Annotated in this window: 14 protein-coding genes; 6 read left to right on the forward strand and 8 right to left on the reverse strand. The window is 69.8% G+C overall.

What is annotated here, in order from left to right; genetic code table 11:
* The first annotated feature begins 17 nt into the window (after positions 1–17).
* From ACYVF6_RS28465 to ACYVF6_RS28485, 5 genes are all read left to right on the forward strand, one after another.
* Positions 18–1319, forward strand: coding sequence for an ABC transporter substrate-binding protein (locus tag ACYVF6_RS28465; protein WP_460525669.1), 1302 nt, complete (start codon positions 18–20; stop codon positions 1317–1319).
* A complete protein-coding gene (locus ACYVF6_RS28470) occupies positions 1319–2191 on the forward strand; it encodes a carbohydrate ABC transporter permease (protein ID WP_460525670.1) in 873 nt (290 codons plus the stop codon). The genes ACYVF6_RS28465 and ACYVF6_RS28470 overlap by 1 nt, the downstream gene beginning before the upstream one ends.
* Entirely contained in the window at positions 2191–3048 is an 858-nt protein-coding gene (locus ACYVF6_RS28475) for a carbohydrate ABC transporter permease (protein WP_460525671.1), read from the forward strand. The genes ACYVF6_RS28470 and ACYVF6_RS28475 overlap by 1 nt, the downstream gene beginning before the upstream one ends.
* A 33-nt stretch (positions 3049–3081) precedes the next feature.
* A complete protein-coding gene (locus tag ACYVF6_RS28480) occupies positions 3082–4440 on the forward strand; it encodes an alkaline phosphatase family protein (RefSeq protein ID WP_460525672.1) in 1359 nt (452 codons plus the stop codon).
* Positions 4441–4503: 63 nt separating this feature from the next.
* Positions 4504–5799 carry an MFS transporter gene (locus ACYVF6_RS28485; RefSeq protein ID WP_460525673.1) on the forward strand — a complete coding sequence of 432 codons (1296 nt, stop codon included), beginning with the start codon at positions 4504–4506 and terminating at the stop codon, positions 5797–5799.
* On the opposite strand, the gene rodA is transcribed toward ACYVF6_RS28485, so the two are convergent.
* From rodA to ACYVF6_RS28525, 8 genes are all read right to left on the reverse strand, one after another.
* Positions 5708–6838, reverse strand: coding sequence for an FtsW/RodA/SpoVE family cell cycle protein (gene rodA, locus ACYVF6_RS28490; protein WP_460525674.1), 1131 nt, complete (start codon positions 6836–6838; stop codon positions 5708–5710). The two genes, ACYVF6_RS28485 and rodA, sit on opposite strands and share 92 nt — an antisense overlap.
* Positions 6835–8601, reverse strand: a complete 1767-nt coding sequence (locus ACYVF6_RS28495; RefSeq protein WP_460525675.1) for a peptidoglycan D,D-transpeptidase FtsI family protein — start codon at positions 8599–8601, stop codon at positions 6835–6837. Before ACYVF6_RS28495 ends, rodA begins: the two co-directional genes overlap by 4 nt.
* Complete coding sequence (gene mreD, locus ACYVF6_RS28500) at positions 8592–9110, reverse strand: rod shape-determining protein MreD (protein WP_460525676.1); 519 nt, start codon at positions 9108–9110, stop codon at positions 8592–8594. Before mreD ends, ACYVF6_RS28495 begins: the two co-directional genes overlap by 10 nt.
* Positions 9107–9838, reverse strand: a complete 732-nt coding sequence (mreC, locus tag ACYVF6_RS28505; RefSeq protein ID WP_460525677.1) for a rod shape-determining protein MreC — start codon at positions 9836–9838, stop codon at positions 9107–9109. The genes mreD and mreC overlap by 4 nt, the downstream gene beginning before the upstream one ends.
* Positions 9835–10863 carry a rod shape-determining protein gene (gene mreB, locus ACYVF6_RS28510; protein WP_460525678.1) on the reverse strand — a complete coding sequence of 343 codons (1029 nt, stop codon included), beginning with the start codon at positions 10861–10863 and terminating at the stop codon, positions 9835–9837. Before mreB ends, mreC begins: the two co-directional genes overlap by 4 nt.
* Positions 10864–10980: 117 nt before the next feature.
* Entirely contained in the window at positions 10981–11307 is a 327-nt protein-coding gene (locus ACYVF6_RS28515; RefSeq protein ID WP_460525679.1) for a DUF4233 domain-containing protein, read from the reverse strand.
* Between the two features lie 218 nt (positions 11308–11525).
* A complete protein-coding gene (locus ACYVF6_RS28520) occupies positions 11526–12902 on the reverse strand; it encodes a bifunctional folylpolyglutamate synthase/dihydrofolate synthase (RefSeq protein WP_460525681.1) in 1377 nt (458 codons plus the stop codon).
* The gene (locus tag ACYVF6_RS28525) at positions 12903–15545 is read right to left on the reverse strand and encodes a valine--tRNA ligase (protein ID WP_460525682.1); all 2643 of its coding nucleotides are present in this window, start codon (positions 15543–15545) and stop codon (positions 12903–12905) included.
* Positions 15546–15652: 107 nt separating this feature from the next.
* Here ACYVF6_RS28525 and ACYVF6_RS28530 point away from each other — a divergent pair, with 107 nt between their 5' ends.
* Positions 15653–16783, forward strand: coding sequence for a ClpX C4-type zinc finger protein (locus ACYVF6_RS28530; protein ID WP_460525683.1), 1131 nt, complete (start codon positions 15653–15655; stop codon positions 16781–16783).
* Positions 16784–16789: the final 6 nt, after the last annotated feature.

The raw sequence follows: 16789 nt of genomic DNA on the forward strand, positions 1-16789 counted from the left end.
CTAAGCAGGAGTAAGGAATGTCCAACCAGATAACGCGTCGCAGCCTCCTCGGACTCGCCGGATCGGCGGCCGTTCTCCCCGTGCTCGCCGCGTGTGGAGCGGGTGCACCGAAGGAGCCCGCGCCCGGCGACGATGCCGGCTCTGAAGACAAGGGCGACGGCGGCACGTTCACGGTCTACTGGAACGCCGGGCACGGCTACGCGGCGTACCAGAAGGTCATCGACGAGTTCGAGAAGGCGCACGGCGTGAAGGTGCAGCTGCAGAAGTTCCAGTGGCCCGACATGCGCACGCGGATCCTCGCCGACTTCGCCAGCGGCAACGTCCCGGACGTGTGCGAGGAGCCGGGCGGCTGGGTGCAGGAGTTCGCGCTGACCGGCGACGTGCTGTCGCTGCAGAAGTACGTCGACGCGGACGGCTCCGCCATGGGCTTCCCGTCCGACTGGCAGCCGAACACCGTCACGCGAAACTCCTACCAGGACAAGGTTTACGGCATTCAGCTGCACCTGACCTGCATGCTGCTGTTCTACAACCAGGAGATGCTCGATGCGGCCGGTGTCCAGCCGCCCACCACCTGGGACGACCTGTTGTCGGCGGCCAAGGAGCTCACGAAGGACGGTGTGCACGGCATCGCGCTCAACCAGGATCCGGGCTACACCTGGCCGTGGCTGCTGCAGAACGGCGTCCGCGACTACGACCCGAAGACCAAGCAGGTGCTGACACCCCAGGACGCCGCCATCGAGGCCCTGCAGTTCCAGGCCGACCTGGTGCACAAGCACAAGGTGTCGCCCGTTCCGACGCCCGGAACGGACTTCTCCGGACCACAGAAGCTGCTGTCGGCCAAGCGGGCGGCGATGATCGTGACCGGCCCCTGGGACCTGCAGCCGATCGCGCAGACCAGCCCCGACCTGAAGCTCGGCATCACGGCTCCGCTGCGCCACAAGGAGAAGATCACGAGCGCGGCGGGCACCAGCGTGTTCGTTCCGGCCAAGGCGAAGCGGCCCGATCTCTCGTGGGACTTCATCAAGCGCATCACCGCGCTGAAGGTCGAGCTCGCCGCGACCAAGGAAGCCGGGATGCTGATGCCTCGCAAGTCGTGGGTGCGGGACGCGTCCGTCCAGTCCGACGAGAAGTTCAAGCCGTTCGCGGACGCACTCGGAACGGCTGTGGACACCAGCGAACGGCTCCGACTGACCGGCAAGAGCGGTGAGCTCACCGAGGCGTTCAAGACGATGTACCAGGGAATCGTGATGCAGAACCAGCCCGCTGCGAAGGCGGTTCAGCAGTACGCCGACGCCGCGGCGAAGGTCCTGGGCGGCTGATGGCCGGCTCGGTGACGCGCCGGCGGGAGGCCCGGACCGCGTATCTGTTCCTCCTGCCCGCGCTGGTGTTCTTCGGCGTCTTCTTCTACGGTCCGATCGCGAACATCCTGACGACGAGCATGTACTCCGGGCCGCGGGCCGACGTGTTCAGCGGCCTCGGCAACTACGCCGACGCGTTCGGTGATCCGGCCGCGCGCAACTCGTTCGTGGTCACGTTGCTGTTCGCGGTGGGGACCACGCTGGGGTCGATCGCGATCGGGCTGGGCCTGGCATTGCTCGTCAACCAGCCATTCCGCGGACGCGTGGTGTTCCGGGTCGCGTTGCTGGTGCCGTACCTCACCTCGATCGCGATCGTCGGCCTGCTGTGGCGCAACATTCTCGACCCGCAGCTGGGCATCCTCAACCGGGTGCTGCTCTCGCTCGGCCTGCCTGCCCAGTCGTGGCTCAACACGCATCCGCTGGCCACGATCATCGCGGTCAGCCTGTGGCAGAGCGTGGGGTACACGATGGTGCTGTTCCTGGCCGGCCTGCAGGGCATTCCGGAGGAGTACTACGAGGCGTCCCACGTCGACGGTGCGACCAAACGGCAGCAGTTCTGGCACATCACGCTGCCGCTGCTCGCGCCGACGACGTTGTTCGTCTCGGTGATGGCGGTGATCAGCGGGTTGCAGGCGTTCGGGCAGGCCTACATCATCACCGGCGGTGGACCGGCCGGGAAGACCGACCTGTACGTCTACCACGTCTTCATCACGGCGTTCAACGCGCGCGACTTCGGCTTCTCCTCAGCACTCTCGGTGCTGCTGTTGATCGTGATCGTGGTGTTCACGCTGGTGCAGTTGCGCGCCGGACGGCGTGGGGAGGTGCAGTACTGATGCCCGCCGCCAACACCTCGACGGCCGGTACCTCGGCCGTGATCTCGCCCGTACGCAAGGCCGTGACGTACGTCGTGCTCGGGCTGGCCTGCGCGCTCACGATCGTTCCGCTGCTCTACATGGTCTCGCTGTCGCTGCAGACCGAGGGCGAAACGCTGTCCGGCGATCCGGTGCTGTGGCCCTCGGTCGCGCAGTGGGGCAACTACGCCGAGCTGTTCGCGAAGGCGCCGTTCGGGCACTTCATCGTCAACAGCCTGGTGGTGGCGGGCGGGATCACCGTGGCGCACCTGGTGTTCGACCCGCTGGTCGGCTACGTGTTCGCGAAGTTCCGGTTCCCGTTCAAGAACACGCTGTTCATCCTGCTGCTGGCGACGCTGATGGTGCCGTTCTTCGTCCGGATGATTCCGCTGTACGTGATGATGTCCAATCTCGGCTGGCTGAACTCCTACCAGGCGCTGATCACACCGTTCCTGATGGACGCGTTCGGCATCTTCCTGATGCGCCAGTTCATCCAGCCGATCCCGGACGACCTGATCCAGGCCGCGCGGATCGATGGTGCGTCGGAGCTCGGCATCTACTGGCGGATCATCCTGCCCCAGGCGCGGCCGGCGCTGGCCGTGCTCGGCCTGTTCACGTTCGTGCACCAGTGGAACGAGTTCCTCTGGCCGCTGGTGGCGACGACGACCGAGGAGATGCGGACGATCCCGGTCGGACTGACGTTGTTCAACCAGGAGTACTTCACCCTGTGGCACCTGACCGCGGCGGGCTCGGTGATCCTGTTCGTACCGACGGCGTTGTTGTTCGTGTTCAGCCAGCGCTACTTCGTCCGCGGGATCACGCTCAGCGGCCTCAAGTAACAGACCGACAGTACCCAACAGCAAAGGTGGAAGATGCCCAAGCGGCCAAACGTCATCGTCGTGTTCACCGACCAGCAGAGATGGGACACCACGGGGGCACACGGTAACCCGCTCGATCTCACGCCGAACTTCGACCGGATGGCCCGGACCGGGACGCATGCGGTGCAGGCGTTCACGTCCAACCCGGTGTGCGGGCCGGCGCGGTCGGCGTTGCAGACCGGACGCTGGCCGACGTCGACCGGTTGCTTCACCAACAGCCGGCCGCTGCCGTCGGACGTGCGGACGCTGGCCCAGTACTTCGGCTCGGCAGGCTATGCCACCGGCTACATCGGCAAGTGGCACCTGGCCGCGTCCGAGCCGGTGCCCCCGGACCAGCGGGGTGGGTACGACTACTGGCTGGCCTCGAACACGCTCGAGTTCACGTCGGATCCGTACCGCACGGTGATGTACGACGGCGACGGGAAGCCGGTGCTGCTGCCCGGCTATCGTTCCGACGCCTGCTTCGACGCGGCGATCCGGTTCGTGACCTCACCGCGCGAGGAGCCCTTCTATCTGTTCCTCTCGCTGATCGAGCCGCACCACCAGAACGAGACCGACAGCTACCCCGCGCCCGAAGGTTATGAGCAGCGCTATCAGGGCCGGTGGATGCCGCCGGACCTCGCGGCGCTGTCGACGCAGGGCGGAACGGCGCACCGGCACATGGGCGGCTATCTCGGGCAGATCCGCCGAGTCGACGAAGGGCTCGGGCGGTTGTTCGACGCGCTGCGCAGCTCAGGGTTGCACGACGACACGATCGTCGCGTACACCTCGGATCACGGGAGCCACTTCAAGACGCGGAACGCGGAGTACAAGCGGTCCTGCCACGACGGGTCGATCCGCGTGCCGCTGGCGTTGCGCGGGCCCGGCTTCCACGGCGGACGCTACCTCGACCAGCCGGTCAGCACGATCGACCTGCCACCGACCCTGCTCGACGCCGCCGGCCTGGACGTACCGGACGACATGCAGGGCCGCTCGTTCCTGCCGCTGGTAAGGGATCCGGGCGCCGCCTGGCCGGACGATGTGTTCGTTCAGGTCAGTGAGTCCGAGTGCGGGCGGACGTTGCGGACGTCGCGATGGAAGTACCACGTCGTCGACCCGGCAGCCGACGGCTGGGCCGACGCCTCCGGACACCGATACGTCGAGTCGGCGTTGTACGACCTGGCCAACGATCCCTACGAGCTCGACAACCTGGTGGGGTTCGTCTCGCACCAGGAAGTGGCGACGGCGTTGCGCGAGCGGCTGATCCAGCGGATCGTCGAGGCGGGAGAGGCGGAGCCTGCCATCGAACCCGCGCTGGAACGGCCCAGCGGGCAGCGCCGGGTCGACCCGAACGGTCTCACCCTGCGGGTCTGAGCGCCCGACGACCTCGTCCGGAACCCGCCAGCGCAGGCAGGCTCGGCGCGCTTGGATCGCGTCATGTCTGCCTTCTCTGCTCTTCGGTATGCCGACTTTCGCCGGCTCTGGCTGGGCTCGAGCCTGTCCGCGCTCGGTGACGGGATGACGTGGACCGCGTTCGCGTGGATCGTGCTCACCCGGGCCGGCAGCCCGGGCGCGCTCGGCTGGCTCGCGATCTGTTACACCGCGCCCGTCCTGCTCGGTGGGGCGGCGCTCGGGCCGCTGCTCGACCGGTTTCCCAAGCGGACGTTGCTGCTGGCGGACAGCCTCGTGCGTGCGGTTGTCATCGGATCGATCCCGCTGCTCGCGTTCGCCGGCAGGACTCCGCTGGGCCTGGTGTACGTCGCGGCCGGTGTCTATGGGCTGCTGAAGATGCTGCCGCTGGCCGGCGTACCGGCGGCGATTCCCGATCTGCTGCCCGAGCGTGAGCTGTCGGCCGCCAACGGGCTCGAGACGTTCGGATACGGCGTCGCCGGCCTCGCCGGCCCGGCGATCGCCGGGCTGCTGATCCCGTTGGCCGGCGCGGAGAACGTGCTCGCGGTCGACGCGGCGAGCTATCTCGTGTTCGCGTTCTTCCTGCTGCGCATGGGCTCTGCGCTGCCTCCGCCCGCCGCCCGGCCCGGCGGCAGTGGCGATGGCACTGATGGCAGTGGTGGCGCGGGCTGGGCGCCGTCGATCCGGTCGATCCGCACGGACCGGACGATCCTGGCCACGACGGTCGCGTTCATGGCGTTCAACGTTGCCGAAGGGATGCTGCTCGTCGCGCTGCCCTGGCTTGCGAAGGAGCACTGGGACGGTGGGGCTACCAGCCTCGGCACGCTCCTCACCGCGATCGCCGTCGGTGAGCTGGCCGGGTCGATCGGAGCCACTCGTGTACACACGACGTCGAACCTGTTGCGGTACGTCGCTCTCGCGCAACTGGTCGCCGCTGGTGGGTTCCTGGCGGTGCTCCTGCCCGCCGTCCCACTCGCGGCCGGGCTGCTCGTGGTCCTCGGTGTCGCCAGCGCGCCGATGACCGTGTGGGCACAGAGCATCCGGATGCTTCGGCTCCCGGCCGAACAGCGCGGCCGGATCTTCACGATCCTGCGTACGTGCATGCAGTTCACTCCACCACTCGGCGCCGCACTCGCCGCTCCCCTGCTCGCTCGCGACGCCCTGGGACTGACCGCCGCCGTCATGGTCACGCTGGCAGCGCTTCCCGGCGCAGGCCTGCTGCTGGCCGCCGTCAGTCGCCGGCCGACGCGCGCAGGTGGATGTTCTGCAACAGACCGACCGCGAGCAGACACGCCATCATCGACGAACCCCCGTAGGAGATGAACGGCAACGGCACACCTGTCACCGGCGCCAAGCCGAGCGACATCCCGACGTTCTCGAACGTCTGCACCGCGAACCAGCAGACGACGCCCGCCGCCACCAGGCGCCCGAACAGGTCCGGTGCCCGGCCCGCGATCTGCATGCCGCGCCACAGCACGAAGCCGATCAGCAGGAGCACTGCTGCGGCGCCCGCGAAGCCCCATTCCTCGCCGGCCACGGTGAAGACGAAGTCGGTGTGCTGCTCGGGTACGAACCCGCCGCCCGTCCGCACGCCGTGGAACAGCCCCTGTCCCAGCAGGCCGCCACCCGCGATCGCGAGCCGGGCCTGCGCGACGTTGTAGCCCGCGCCCTGCGGATCGAGGTCCGGGCTGGCGAAGGCCGTCAGCCGGTCGAGCTGGTAGTCGGCCACCAGCCCGAACCACACGGCCGCGGCCGCGGCCGCGGCTCCGGCCAGGACCAGCGAGCCCAGCCACCACAGCCGTACGCCGCCGAGCGCGAGCACGGCGAACGTCATCGCACCGAGCACCATCACCGTGCCGATGTCGGGCTGCAGCGCCACCAGCCCGATCGGTATCACGGCCACCAGGAGCATCCAGCCCACATCGGCCACACCGGGTCGCGGCCGCAACGGATCGGCGTCGCGGCGTTCGGTCAGGGCGACGGCCATCCCGATCACCAGCGCCACCTTGGCGAACTCGCCTGGCTGCAGCGAAAACCCACCCGGCAAGGCGATCCAGGCCTGCGAGCCGTTGATCCGGACTCCGAGGAACAGGACCGCGGCCAGACCGGCCACGACCGCGACGTAGCCGACCGGCGCGAACGCGCGCAGCTGCCGGTGCCGGACGAACACCAACGGCACCGCGAGCGCGACACCGGCCACGATGCTCACCAGGTGGCGGGCGAGGTAGCCGGTCGAGTCCGCTGCCAGGACGTCGGGCCGCTCAGCGGTGGCCGACCACACCAGCAGCGTTCCGAGCATCGCCAGCGCCAGCACGGCCACCAGCAGCGACCAGTCGAGTGATCGCAGCGACCACGGCTTCACCGCCGATCCCCCAAGCCGTAAAGGGCCTCCCAGATCCGGCGCACCGACGGCCCCGACGTCCCCGAGCCGGTGCCGCCCTGCGTGACCATCATGACGACGACGTATCGCTTGTCGTAGGACGCGAACCACGACGTGGTCTGCCGGCCCGCGACCTCCGCGGTCCCGGTCTTGGACGCCACCTGGATCCGGTCCAGCGGAAACCCCGCGAACGGCGCGGCGCCGGTGCCGGTTCTGGTCGTCTCCCGCAACGCCTTGCCCAGCAGGGAGATCTCTGTCCTGGTGAGCGGGATCCGCCCGGTCTGCTGTGGCTCTGTCCTTCGGTCGACCGATCCGTCCGGACGCCGGACCTCCAGGCCCACGCTCGGTTTCCAGAGCTTCCCGCCGTTGGCCAGCGCGGCGTAGGCCGAGGCCAGCTGCAGGGGCGTGACCGTGAGGTCGGCCTGGCCGATCGCGCCCAGTGCCGCGTTGCCGGCATACGGCGCGCGATCGGGCAGCCGGCCGTTGCCCTCGCCCGGCAGGTCGATGCCCGTCCGCCGGCCGAGCCCGAACTCCGCTGCCGTGTCGGCGACCGCCGAGGCCGAGGAGCCGCCGCGCTTCCACAGGTCGACGCCGATGCGGTAGAAGAACGTGTCGCACGAGACGGCGAGCGCCTTCGCGAACGACGCCTGGCCGTAGGCCTTCGAGCCGTAGTTGCGAAACGTCCGGCCGCCGATCCGCATCGTCCCCGGGCACGGCAGCGTCGTCGACGGCGGATAGCCCTGATCCAGCGCCGCGACCGTCGTGATCGGCTTGAACGTCGACCCGGGCGCGTACTCGCCCTGGGTCGCCCGCGACAGCAGTGGGGAGCCGGAATCCTCGCCGAACAAGGCTTTGCGCTCACGCGCGGACAGCCCGCCCGTCCAGACCCCGAGGTCGTACGTCGGCTCGCTGGCCAGCGCGACCACCCGGCCGGTGCGAGCCTCCAGTACGACGGCTGCGCCGGTGTCGGCCTCGTACGGCCGCTTGGTCACCCGGTCGACGGTGCCGCGTGCCCGCCGCATCGCGGCCCGCAGCTCGCGTTCGGTGGTCGCCTGCACGCGGGCGTCCAAGCTGGTAACGAGATCCGAGCCGCGCAAGGCGGCCTGCTCTCCCTGGACACCGATCACCCGGCCGGCAGCGTTCACCTTCAGCGTGCGCCGCCCCGGCTTGCCGCGCAGGTCGGCGTCGTAGGCCTGCTCCAGGCCGGCCCGCCCGCCGAGCTCCTGCCCGTCGACACCGAGGTAGCCGATCACCTGCGCCGCGTTCGCGCCGTACGGCTTGGGCGCGTACCTCGTCGGCCGCAGCTCGACCGCGATGCCGGGGTACAGCTCCTGCCGTTCGGAGACCTCCATCGAGACGTTCGGGTCGACGTCGTAGACCAGCGGCACCGGCAGCAGGGACGGGCCCACCTTGTCGGACAGCTCCACCGGATCGACGCGCAGCAGCTTGCCGAGCCTCGCGTAGACGGCCTCGCGTGCGGGTTTGTCCAGCCGGCGCAGCGTGTTGTAGTCGGCGGTCAGCACCACCCGGCTGCTGTTGGCGGCCAGCGGCGTGCCGGCGCGGTCGAGGATCCGGCCGCGAACAGCGGGCAGGCTCACCTGCCGGATCGTTCCCCGGTCCGCGGCCGCACGTTGCTGGGGCGCCCCGCCGTCCGCGAGCTGCAGGTGCCACAGCTGGCCGAGCAGGACGGCCACCAACCCGAACACGACCGCCTGCATCGTACGAAGCCGGCGTCTCAGCTCCATCGGCGGAACGCTCCAGCCAGCAACGGAACGGCGAGGAGCCCGAGCAGCAGTGTCGACGCCGCCGCCGTAGCCGACACCGTGACGGTCGGGAGCACCAGCCTGCGCTCGTCGAGGACGGCGACCAGCCCTCCGAACGCACCGAACGCCACCAGCGTCGCCGACACCAGCACGACCGGGAACCAGAGCCGCCGGCGCTCGTTCTTGTCGGCCTCGTTGACGATTCCGGCGACGTAGCCCGCCAGTGCGTGCGCCAGCGCGCCGGCGCCGACGGCGTACACGGACCCGGGCGCGAGGTCGACCAGCAGCCCACAGGCGAACCCGGTCACCGCTCCGGCCGTCGGCCCACGCACGATCGCGACCGCGACCACCAACAGCAGCTGGAGATCCGGCGAGACCACGCTGAACGCGCGCACGCTGGTCTGCAGGACGAAGGCCAGACAGCAAACGGCCGCCAGCAGCGCCGGGAACGCGACCTGCCGGAGCGCTTTGCCTTCCTGGCCGGCGCTCAACGCACCACGTCCAGGGCATCGAGCGTGGTGAAGTCGACCAGGGGCTTGACGTCCGCGACGGGTGTCAGACCGTCGGCGGCGGTGTGCACGGCGGTCACGACACCGATCGGCACGTCCGGCAGATACGGCCGGCCGTGCGGCGAGCCCCAGCTGACCAGGCGATCGCCGACCTGGACGTCAGCGGTTGTGTCGAGCAGCCGGAACGTCAACCGGCCCTTGCCGGTGGCGTCACCACGTCCGGTCAGCAGGCCCAGCTCGCGGTTGCCCTCGACCCGGGCACCCACGGTGGACTCGGCGTCGCAGATCAGCAGCACCGTGCTCGTGTGCCGGCCGACGGCGACGACCCGGCCGACCAGACCTTCGGCAGACAAGACCGTCGCGTCGCGCTGAACGCCGTCGCCGCTGCCGGCGTCGAGCGCGATCGTACGGGCGTACGCCTGTGCCGGGCCGTATCCGATCACCCTGGCCTGCTGCCGCCGGCCAGGGTCGAGGCCTGCTTGCAGCCTGGTGTTCTCCCAGCGCAGTCGCTGGTTCTCCGTACGCAGCCGGTGGGCCTCGGTGTCGGGCCGGCTCACCGACGTGCCGAGCGCCTGCAGCTCGCCGAGCACCGACGAGGTGGCCGAGCGCAGCACGCCGGGTCCCGCGTCCACCGTCATCAACGTCAGGGAGACGAGGACCAGCAGTGCGAGCACGACCCCAGGCCGGCCCCGGCGTTTGACCGGCTTCATCGCCGCCGCGGCTCCGACACCAGGACGCGCCGCAGCGTCTCGAACTCCTCGACACACATGCCGGCGCCGACCGCGACGGAGTTGAGCGGGTCGTCGGTGACCTGGATGGGTACGCCGGTTTCTTCCTGCAGGCGCCGGGAAAGTCCGCTCAGCAACGCGCCGCCACCGGTCAGCACGATGCCGCGGTCCATCACGTCGCCGACGAGCTCCGGCGGGCAGCCGTCGAGGGTGTCGCGTACGGCGTCGAGGATCTGCGCGACCGGCTCCTCCAGCGCGTCGCGGATCTCGGCCGCGTCGATGCGAACGGTCTTGGGCAGGCCGCTCACCAGGTCGCGGCCGCGGATCTCGGCCTTCGGCAGCTCCGGCATCGGATAGGCCGAGCCGACCGTCATCTTGATGTCCTCGGCCGTCCGCTCGCCGACCAGAAGCGTGTGTTGCTTCTTCATGTAGGCGACGATCGCCTCGTCGAGCTCGTCACCGCCGACCCGGATCGAGCGGCTCACGACGATGCCGCCGAGCGAGATGACCGCGACCTCGGTGGTGCCGCCACCTATGTCGACGACCATCGCGCCGGCCGGCTCGTGGACCGGCAGCCCGGCGCCGATCGCGGCGGCCATCGGCTCCTCGATGATGTAGACGGCTCGGGCGCCGGCTTGGTAGCCGGCGTCGCGGACCGCGCGCTGCTCGACCGGTGTGATGCCGGAGGGAACGCAGACGACCAGGCGTGGCTTGGCGAAGTAGCGACGGCGGTGGACCCGCTGGATGAAGTAGCGCAGCATCTTCTCCGCGCCGTCGAAGTCGGCGATCACGCCGTCCTTCAGCGGCCGGACCGCGGTGATCGTGCCCGGCGTGCGGCCGATCATCTGCTTGGCCTTGGTACCGACGGCGACAACCGAACCGGTGGAGGTCTCCGTCGCCACGACGGAGGGCTCGTTGAGCACCACGCCCCGCCCGCGAACGTAGACGAGCGTGTTGGCCGTGCCGAGGTCGACCGCCATGTCGCGGCCGATGAAGTTGCTGGCCATCCCCGCCTGTGATCCCACCTAGTCGCCGAAACAGTACGGTGGGTAGCTTCCCATGCTCAGTACGTGATCGACGCCGGTGACACGCCGACGCGACCAGGGGACTTGACGACCTCGGGGCTACTGAGCCGGAGCCCTGCTCGGCTGCTGCCGCCGGCGCAGGCGGCGGTCGAGGACCAGGCAGTAGAACCACAACGCGCCGAACGCGGCGCCCAGCACGAACATCAGCGGCACGACGAAGCCCAGCGCGAACGTCACGACCTGCAGGACCGAGCCGATCGTGTAGCCAATCGGGGATCGCAGCAGGCCGGCCGCCACCAGGCAGCAGACCGCGACCACGCCGCCGACGGTGCCGGCGACCGCTCCGGAGACGCCGTTCAACGTGATCGCCACCGGGATCGCGAGGCCCACCACGACCGCCTCGAAGACGAGGACCGCGGAATGCACCGCCCGCATCGTCTTGCGCTGGGCGGCCCGAGCCGTCTGGGCCGACCGGGCGGTCTGAGCCGACTCGGCTGCCTGAGCCGATTGGAGCGGCTGAGCTGCCTGCACGGCCTCGCCCGCTTGCTCCGGCTGATCCGCTTGCTCCGCTTGCTCCGGCTGATCCGGCTCGGCTGCCGCGCCCGCTTGCTGCGGTTCGCCCGTAGCTTCCGGCCGGCCCTCGCTCATCGGTTCCCCAGCAGCACGCGCGCCTCGCCCGCCGTGATGACGGATCCGGTGACGACGACGCCGCCAGCGCCGACCGCCGACTCCTCTTCCTCGACCTGCCGGACCGCTTCCTCGATCGCCTCGTCGAGCCGTGGGCGTACGATCACGCGGTCCTCGCCGAAGACGTCGATCGCGATCTCGGCGAGCTCGGCCGCCGGCATCGCGCGCATCGTGGAGTTCTGCGTCACCACCACGCGGTCCATCACCGGCTCGAACGCCTCCAGCAACCCTTCGACGTCCTTGTCGGACATCGACCCGATCACACCGATCAGCGGCTCGAACGTGAACGCCTCGGTCAGCGCTTCGGCCGTGGCGGCGGCGCCGTGCGGGTTGTGCGCCGCGTCGAGCAGGACCGTCGGGCTGCGGCGTACGACTTCGAGCCGGGCGGGCGAGGTCACCGCGGCGAAGCCCTGCCGGACGATCTCGGCGTCCAGCCCTTCGCCCTCGGTCGCGCCACCGGCCAGGAACGCCTCGACCGCGGCCAGCGCCACCGACGCGTTGTGCGCCTGGTGCATGCCGTGCAGCGGGACGTAGACCTCTTCGTAGACGCCGGAAAGTCCTTGCAGCGTGAGCATCTGGCCGCCGACGGCGAGCTCGCGGTTGAGCACGCCGAACTCGATGCCCTCACGCGCGACCGTCGCACCGACCTCGGCGACCCGCCGCATCAGCACCTCGGCGACGTCGAGGTCCTGCTGCGACAGCACCGCGATCGAGCCGGGCTTGATGATTCCGGCCTTCTCCACGGCGATCTCCGCCGGCGTCGAGCCGAGGAAGCGTACGTGGTCGACCGCGATGGGCGTCACCACCGCCACCTTGCCGTCGGCGACGTTCGTCGAGTCGTGGGTACCGCCCATCCCGACCTCGAGGATCGAGACGTCGACCGGCGCGTCGGAGAACGCCGCGAACGTCATCGCCGTGGTGATCTCGAACAGCGACAGCGCCCGGTCGCCCTCGGCAACGGCCTGCTGGTCGGCGAGATCGACGTACGGCATGACCTCCTGGTAGACCTCGACGAACCGCTCCTTGCCGATCGGCTCGCCGGACAGGCAGATCCGCTCCCGGATCTCCGACAGGTGCGGGCTGGTGTGCCGCCCGGTACGCAAGCCGAACGCGACGAGGAGCGCGTCGACCAGGCGTGTGGTGGACGTCTTGCCGTTGGTGCCGGCGATGTGGACGACCGGTGCGGAGTGCTGCGGCTGGCCCATCAGGTCGACGAGCCGGCGCATCCGCCCGAGGTTGGGGCTCGCGACCGACTTGTGTTCGGGCAGCCGTGCGTACAGCGCCTTCTCCACATCGGCGTAGAGCGCTTCGCCCCCGCCGTCGTGGCTTGTCATCTATGAGTCCTCCCGCTGCGCGGACAAACGATCAAGGTGTCCTCGCAGCCGCTCGATGTCCGCCGTCGCGGAGGTGAGCTGACCGCGCACCTTCTCGACGACCTGCTCCGGCGCCTTCGCCAGGAACTCCGGATTGTCCAACTTACGTCGTGCCTGGTCGGCGAGCTTGGTCGCGGCCGCCAGATCCTTGTCGAGCCGCTTGAGCTCGGCGGCCAGGTCGATGGTTCCGGCCGTGTCGAGCTCGACGGTCACGCCCTCCACCGGCAGCGAGGCCGTCCGGCCGAAGCCGTCGCCGGGCTCGTCCAGGCGCAGCAGCGAACGGATCGCCGGCTCGTGACTCGCCAGCGCCGTCGCCTCGATGCCGGCCAGCCGGGCAGGCACCTTCTGGGTCGGCTTCACGCCCTGGTCCGAACGGAACCGCCGGACCTCGGTGACCAGCCGCTGCAGCGACTCGATCTCGTGCTCGGCGGACGCGTCGACGTACGACAGCTGGGCGGCCGGCCAGTCGGAGACCACCAGCGACTCGCCGTCGGTCACCGAGAGCCAGAGCTGCTCGGTGACGAACGGCATGACCGGGTGCAGCAGGCGCAGCAGCCGGTCGAGTACGTGCCCGAGCACGGCGCGGCACGCCGCGGCCGCCGCGCCGCCGGCCTGGAGCTCAGGCTTGGAGAGCTCGACGTACCAGTCGCAGAACTCGCTCCACGCGAACTGCTGGATCGACTCGCAGACCTTGGCGAACTCGTAGGCCTCGTAGTAGCCGTCGACCTCCGCGATCAGGCGGTGCAGCCGCGACAGGATCCAGCGGTCGGCGGTCGTGAGCGCGTCCGCCGGAGGAACTTCGGCCGCCGCGTTCGCGCCGTTGAGCAACGCGAACCGCGTGGCGTTCCACAGCTTGGTGCCGAAGTTGCGCGCGCCCTGTGCCCAGTCCTCGCTTACCGGGACGTCCGTGCCGGGGTTGGCGCCACGAGCCAGCGTGAAGCGCGTCGCGTCGGCGCCGTAGCGGTCGATCCAGTCGAGCGGGTCGACGACGTTGCCGAACGACTTCGACATCTTCTTGCCGTGCTCGTCGCGCACCATGCCGTGCAGCACGATCTCCTGGAACGGCACGCTGGCCTCCGGCCCGCGGTCGGCCATGGCGTACAGGCCGAACATCGCCATCCGCGCGACCCAGAAGAACAGGATGTCGTAGCCGGTCACCAGCACCGACGTGGGATAGAAGCGTTCCAGGTCAGGGGTTTCGTCCGGCCAGCCGAGCGTCGAGAACGGCCACAGGCCCGAGGAGAACCAGGTGTCGAGGACGTCGGGGTCCTGGGTCCAGCCCTCGCCGGCCGGCGGCTCCTCTCCCGGCCCGACGCAGACCGTCTCGCCGTCCGGGCCGTACCAGACGGGGATCCGGTGACCCCACCACAGCTGGCGCGAGATGCACCAGTCGTGCATGTTGTCGACCCACGAGAAGTAGCGCTTGGCCATCTCCTGCGGGTGGACCTTGATCCGGCCGTCGCGTACGGCGTCACCGGCGGCCTTGGCCAGCGGGCCGACCTGCACGAACCACTGCAGCGACACGCGCGGCTCGACGACGGTCGAGCAGCGCTGGCAGTGGCCGACCGCGTGCTTGTAAGGCCTGGTCTCCTTGACGATCCGGCCTTCGGCGCGCATCGCTGCGACGACGGCCGGCCGGGCCTCGAACCGGTCGAGCCCCTGGAACGGTCCGTGTGCGGTGACCGTGCCGTGCTCGTCCATGATCGTGAGATTCGGCAGGCTGTGCCGCTGGCCGATCTCGAAGTCGTTGGGGTCGTGCGCGGGCGTGACCTTCACCGCTCCGGTGCCGAACTCCGGATCGACGTGGGAGTCGGCGACCACCGGGATCCGCCGGCCGGTGAGCGGCAGTGTGATCTCGCGGCCCACGAGGTGCTGGTAACGCTCGTCGTCCGGATGGACGGCGACCGCCGTGTCGCCGAGCATCGTCTCCGCCCGGGTCGTGGCGACGACGATCGCGTCGTCACCGTCGCCGTAGCGCATGTAGACCAGCTCGCCGTCGTCGTCGGAGTGCTCGACCTCGATGTCGGACAGCGCGGTGAGGCAGCGCGGGCACCAGTTGATGATCCGCTCGGCGCGGTAGATCAGCCCGTCGTCGTAGAGGCGCTTGAACATCGTCAGGACGGCGCGGGACAGGCCCTCGTCCATCGTGAAGCGCTCACGGCTCCAGTCGACCGAGTCGCCGAGTCGGCGCATCTGGGCCAGGATCTGGCCGCCGGACTGTGCTTTCCAGTCCCACACGCGCTTCACGAACGCGTCGCGGCCGAGGTCGTGGCGGGACTGGCCGTCCTTGGCGAGCTCACGTTCGACGACGTTCTGGGTCGCGATGCCGGCGTGGTCCATGCCCGGCAGCCAGAGCGCGTCGTAGCCCTGCATCCGGCGGCGGCGGATCAGGATGTCCTGGATGGTGTGGTCGAGCGCGTGGCCGACGTGCAGCGAGCCGGTGACGTTCGGCGGCGGGATCACGATGCAGTACGGCTTGGCGTCCGCCTTGCCGGTGGTTCCGTAGTAACCACGCTCCGCCCAGCGCTCGTACAACGGCCCTTCGATCTCGGCGGGCACGAACGTCTGCGGCAGGTCCGACGCTGGCTGGCTCGGCTGGCTCATAGCGGTGAAGTCTAGGAGCGGACGTCCCGGTGCCCGCACGCGACCGGTCCTGCTCGCCGTTGTCTATGCCTATTGACACTAGACACTTCGTCTACCACAGTAGACACATGACATTGGACGAGGAACTGCTGGACCAGGCCAGACAGGCCCGGGAGAAGCTGCTCAACCTGCAGCACGACTCCGACCTGGCCAAGGCCGACTACCACCACACGATTCGCCGGCTGCACTTCGCGGGCGGGTCCATGCGCGAGATCGCCGAGGCGCTCGACCTCAGCCACCAGCGCGTTCATCAGATCGTCGACACCACAGGCGACTCCCCTGCCGGCTCCGCGGGCTCTGCCGGCCCCGCCGGCACCGAGCGGGAACGGGAGCGGCGCGAACGCCGGTCCGAGCGGGCGGAGCGGGTCGAACGCGACCGCCACGAAGGCCGTGGCGAGCGCCGGGGTGAGCGGCGCGGCGAACGCCGTGGTGAGCGCCGTGGTGAACGCCGCGACGGGATCGGACGCGGGCGGCGCGACCGCGACCGCGACCGCGACGAGATCCTCGAACCCGCCAAGCTCGGCGAGTTCTTCCCCGACTCCCGCCAGGCGATGGTCTACGCCGAGGAGGAAGCCCGGGAGCTGCAGCACGACTTCGTCGGCACCGAGCACATCCTGCTCGGCCTGCTGCGTGTCGAGCCTGGGCTGGCGGCACGACTGCTGAAGAGCAAGGAGGTCGAGCTCGGCCGGGCGCGTGCCGAGGTCCTGCAGATCATCGACCGCGGCGCCGAGCCCGTACCCGACGGGCCGATCGCGCTGGTCCCGCGGACCAAGAAGGTGCTCGACCTGGCGGTTCGGGAGGCGAAGCGCGACCACGCGTCGCACGTTCGCACCGAGCACCTGCTGCTCGCACTGCTTCGTGAGGGGCAGGGCGTGGCGGCGCAGGTGCTGGCCAAGCTGGGCGTGAGCCGCTACGACGACGTGTATCGATGGTTGGGGCAGTCACGCCTGCAGTGCTCGTTCTGCGAACGTACGGGCCTGGACGTCGGGCGCCTGATCGCCGGCCCGACGGTCTACATCTGCGACGACTGCGTACAGCTCGCCTCCGACGCCGAGCACATCGACGGCACCTGCAGCTTCTGCGGCAAGCACAGCGACCAGCTCTACGCCAGCCCCGACTCCGCACCCACCGACGCCGCGATCTGCGACTCGTGCGTCGACATGTGCGAGGAGATCCTGGCCGAGGAAGCCAGGGCCTGACTGTGC

The sequence above is a fragment of the Flindersiella endophytica genome, assembly GCF_054779015.1.

What these genes read in the sequence shown, in the direction of transcription:
- ACYVF6_RS28465 (WP_460525669.1), top strand. Translation starts at nt 18, where the DNA reads ATGTCCAACCAGATAACGCGTCGCAGCCTCCTCGGACTCGCCGGATCG.
- ACYVF6_RS28470 (WP_460525670.1), top strand. Translation starts at nt 1,319, where the DNA reads ATGGCCGGCTCGGTGACGCGCCGGCGGGAGGCCCGGACCGCGTATCTG.
- ACYVF6_RS28475 (WP_460525671.1), top strand. Translation starts at nt 2,191, where the DNA reads ATGCCCGCCGCCAACACCTCGACGGCCGGTACCTCGGCCGTGATCTCG.
- ACYVF6_RS28480 (WP_460525672.1), top strand. Translation starts at nt 3,082, where the DNA reads ATGCCCAAGCGGCCAAACGTCATCGTCGTGTTCACCGACCAGCAGAGA.
- ACYVF6_RS28485 (WP_460525673.1), top strand. Translation starts at nt 4,504, where the DNA reads ATGTCTGCCTTCTCTGCTCTTCGGTATGCCGACTTTCGCCGGCTCTGG.
- ACYVF6_RS28495 (WP_460525675.1), bottom strand. Translation starts at nt 8,601, where the DNA reads ATGGAGCTGAGACGCCGGCTTCGTACGATGCAGGCGGTCGTGTTCGGG.
- mreC (WP_460525677.1), bottom strand. Translation starts at nt 9,838, where the DNA reads ATGAAGCCGGTCAAACGCCGGGGCCGGCCTGGGGTCGTGCTCGCACTG.
- mreB (WP_460525678.1), bottom strand. Translation starts at nt 10,863, where the DNA reads ATGGCCAGCAACTTCATCGGCCGCGACATGGCGGTCGACCTCGGCACG.
- ACYVF6_RS28520 (WP_460525681.1), bottom strand. Translation starts at nt 12,902, where the DNA reads ATGACAAGCCACGACGGCGGGGGCGAAGCGCTCTACGCCGATGTGGAG.
- ACYVF6_RS28525 (WP_460525682.1), bottom strand. Translation starts at nt 15,545, where the DNA reads ATGAGCCAGCCGAGCCAGCCAGCGTCGGACCTGCCGCAGACGTTCGTG.
- ACYVF6_RS28530 (WP_460525683.1), top strand. Translation starts at nt 15,653, where the DNA reads ATGACATTGGACGAGGAACTGCTGGACCAGGCCAGACAGGCCCGGGAG.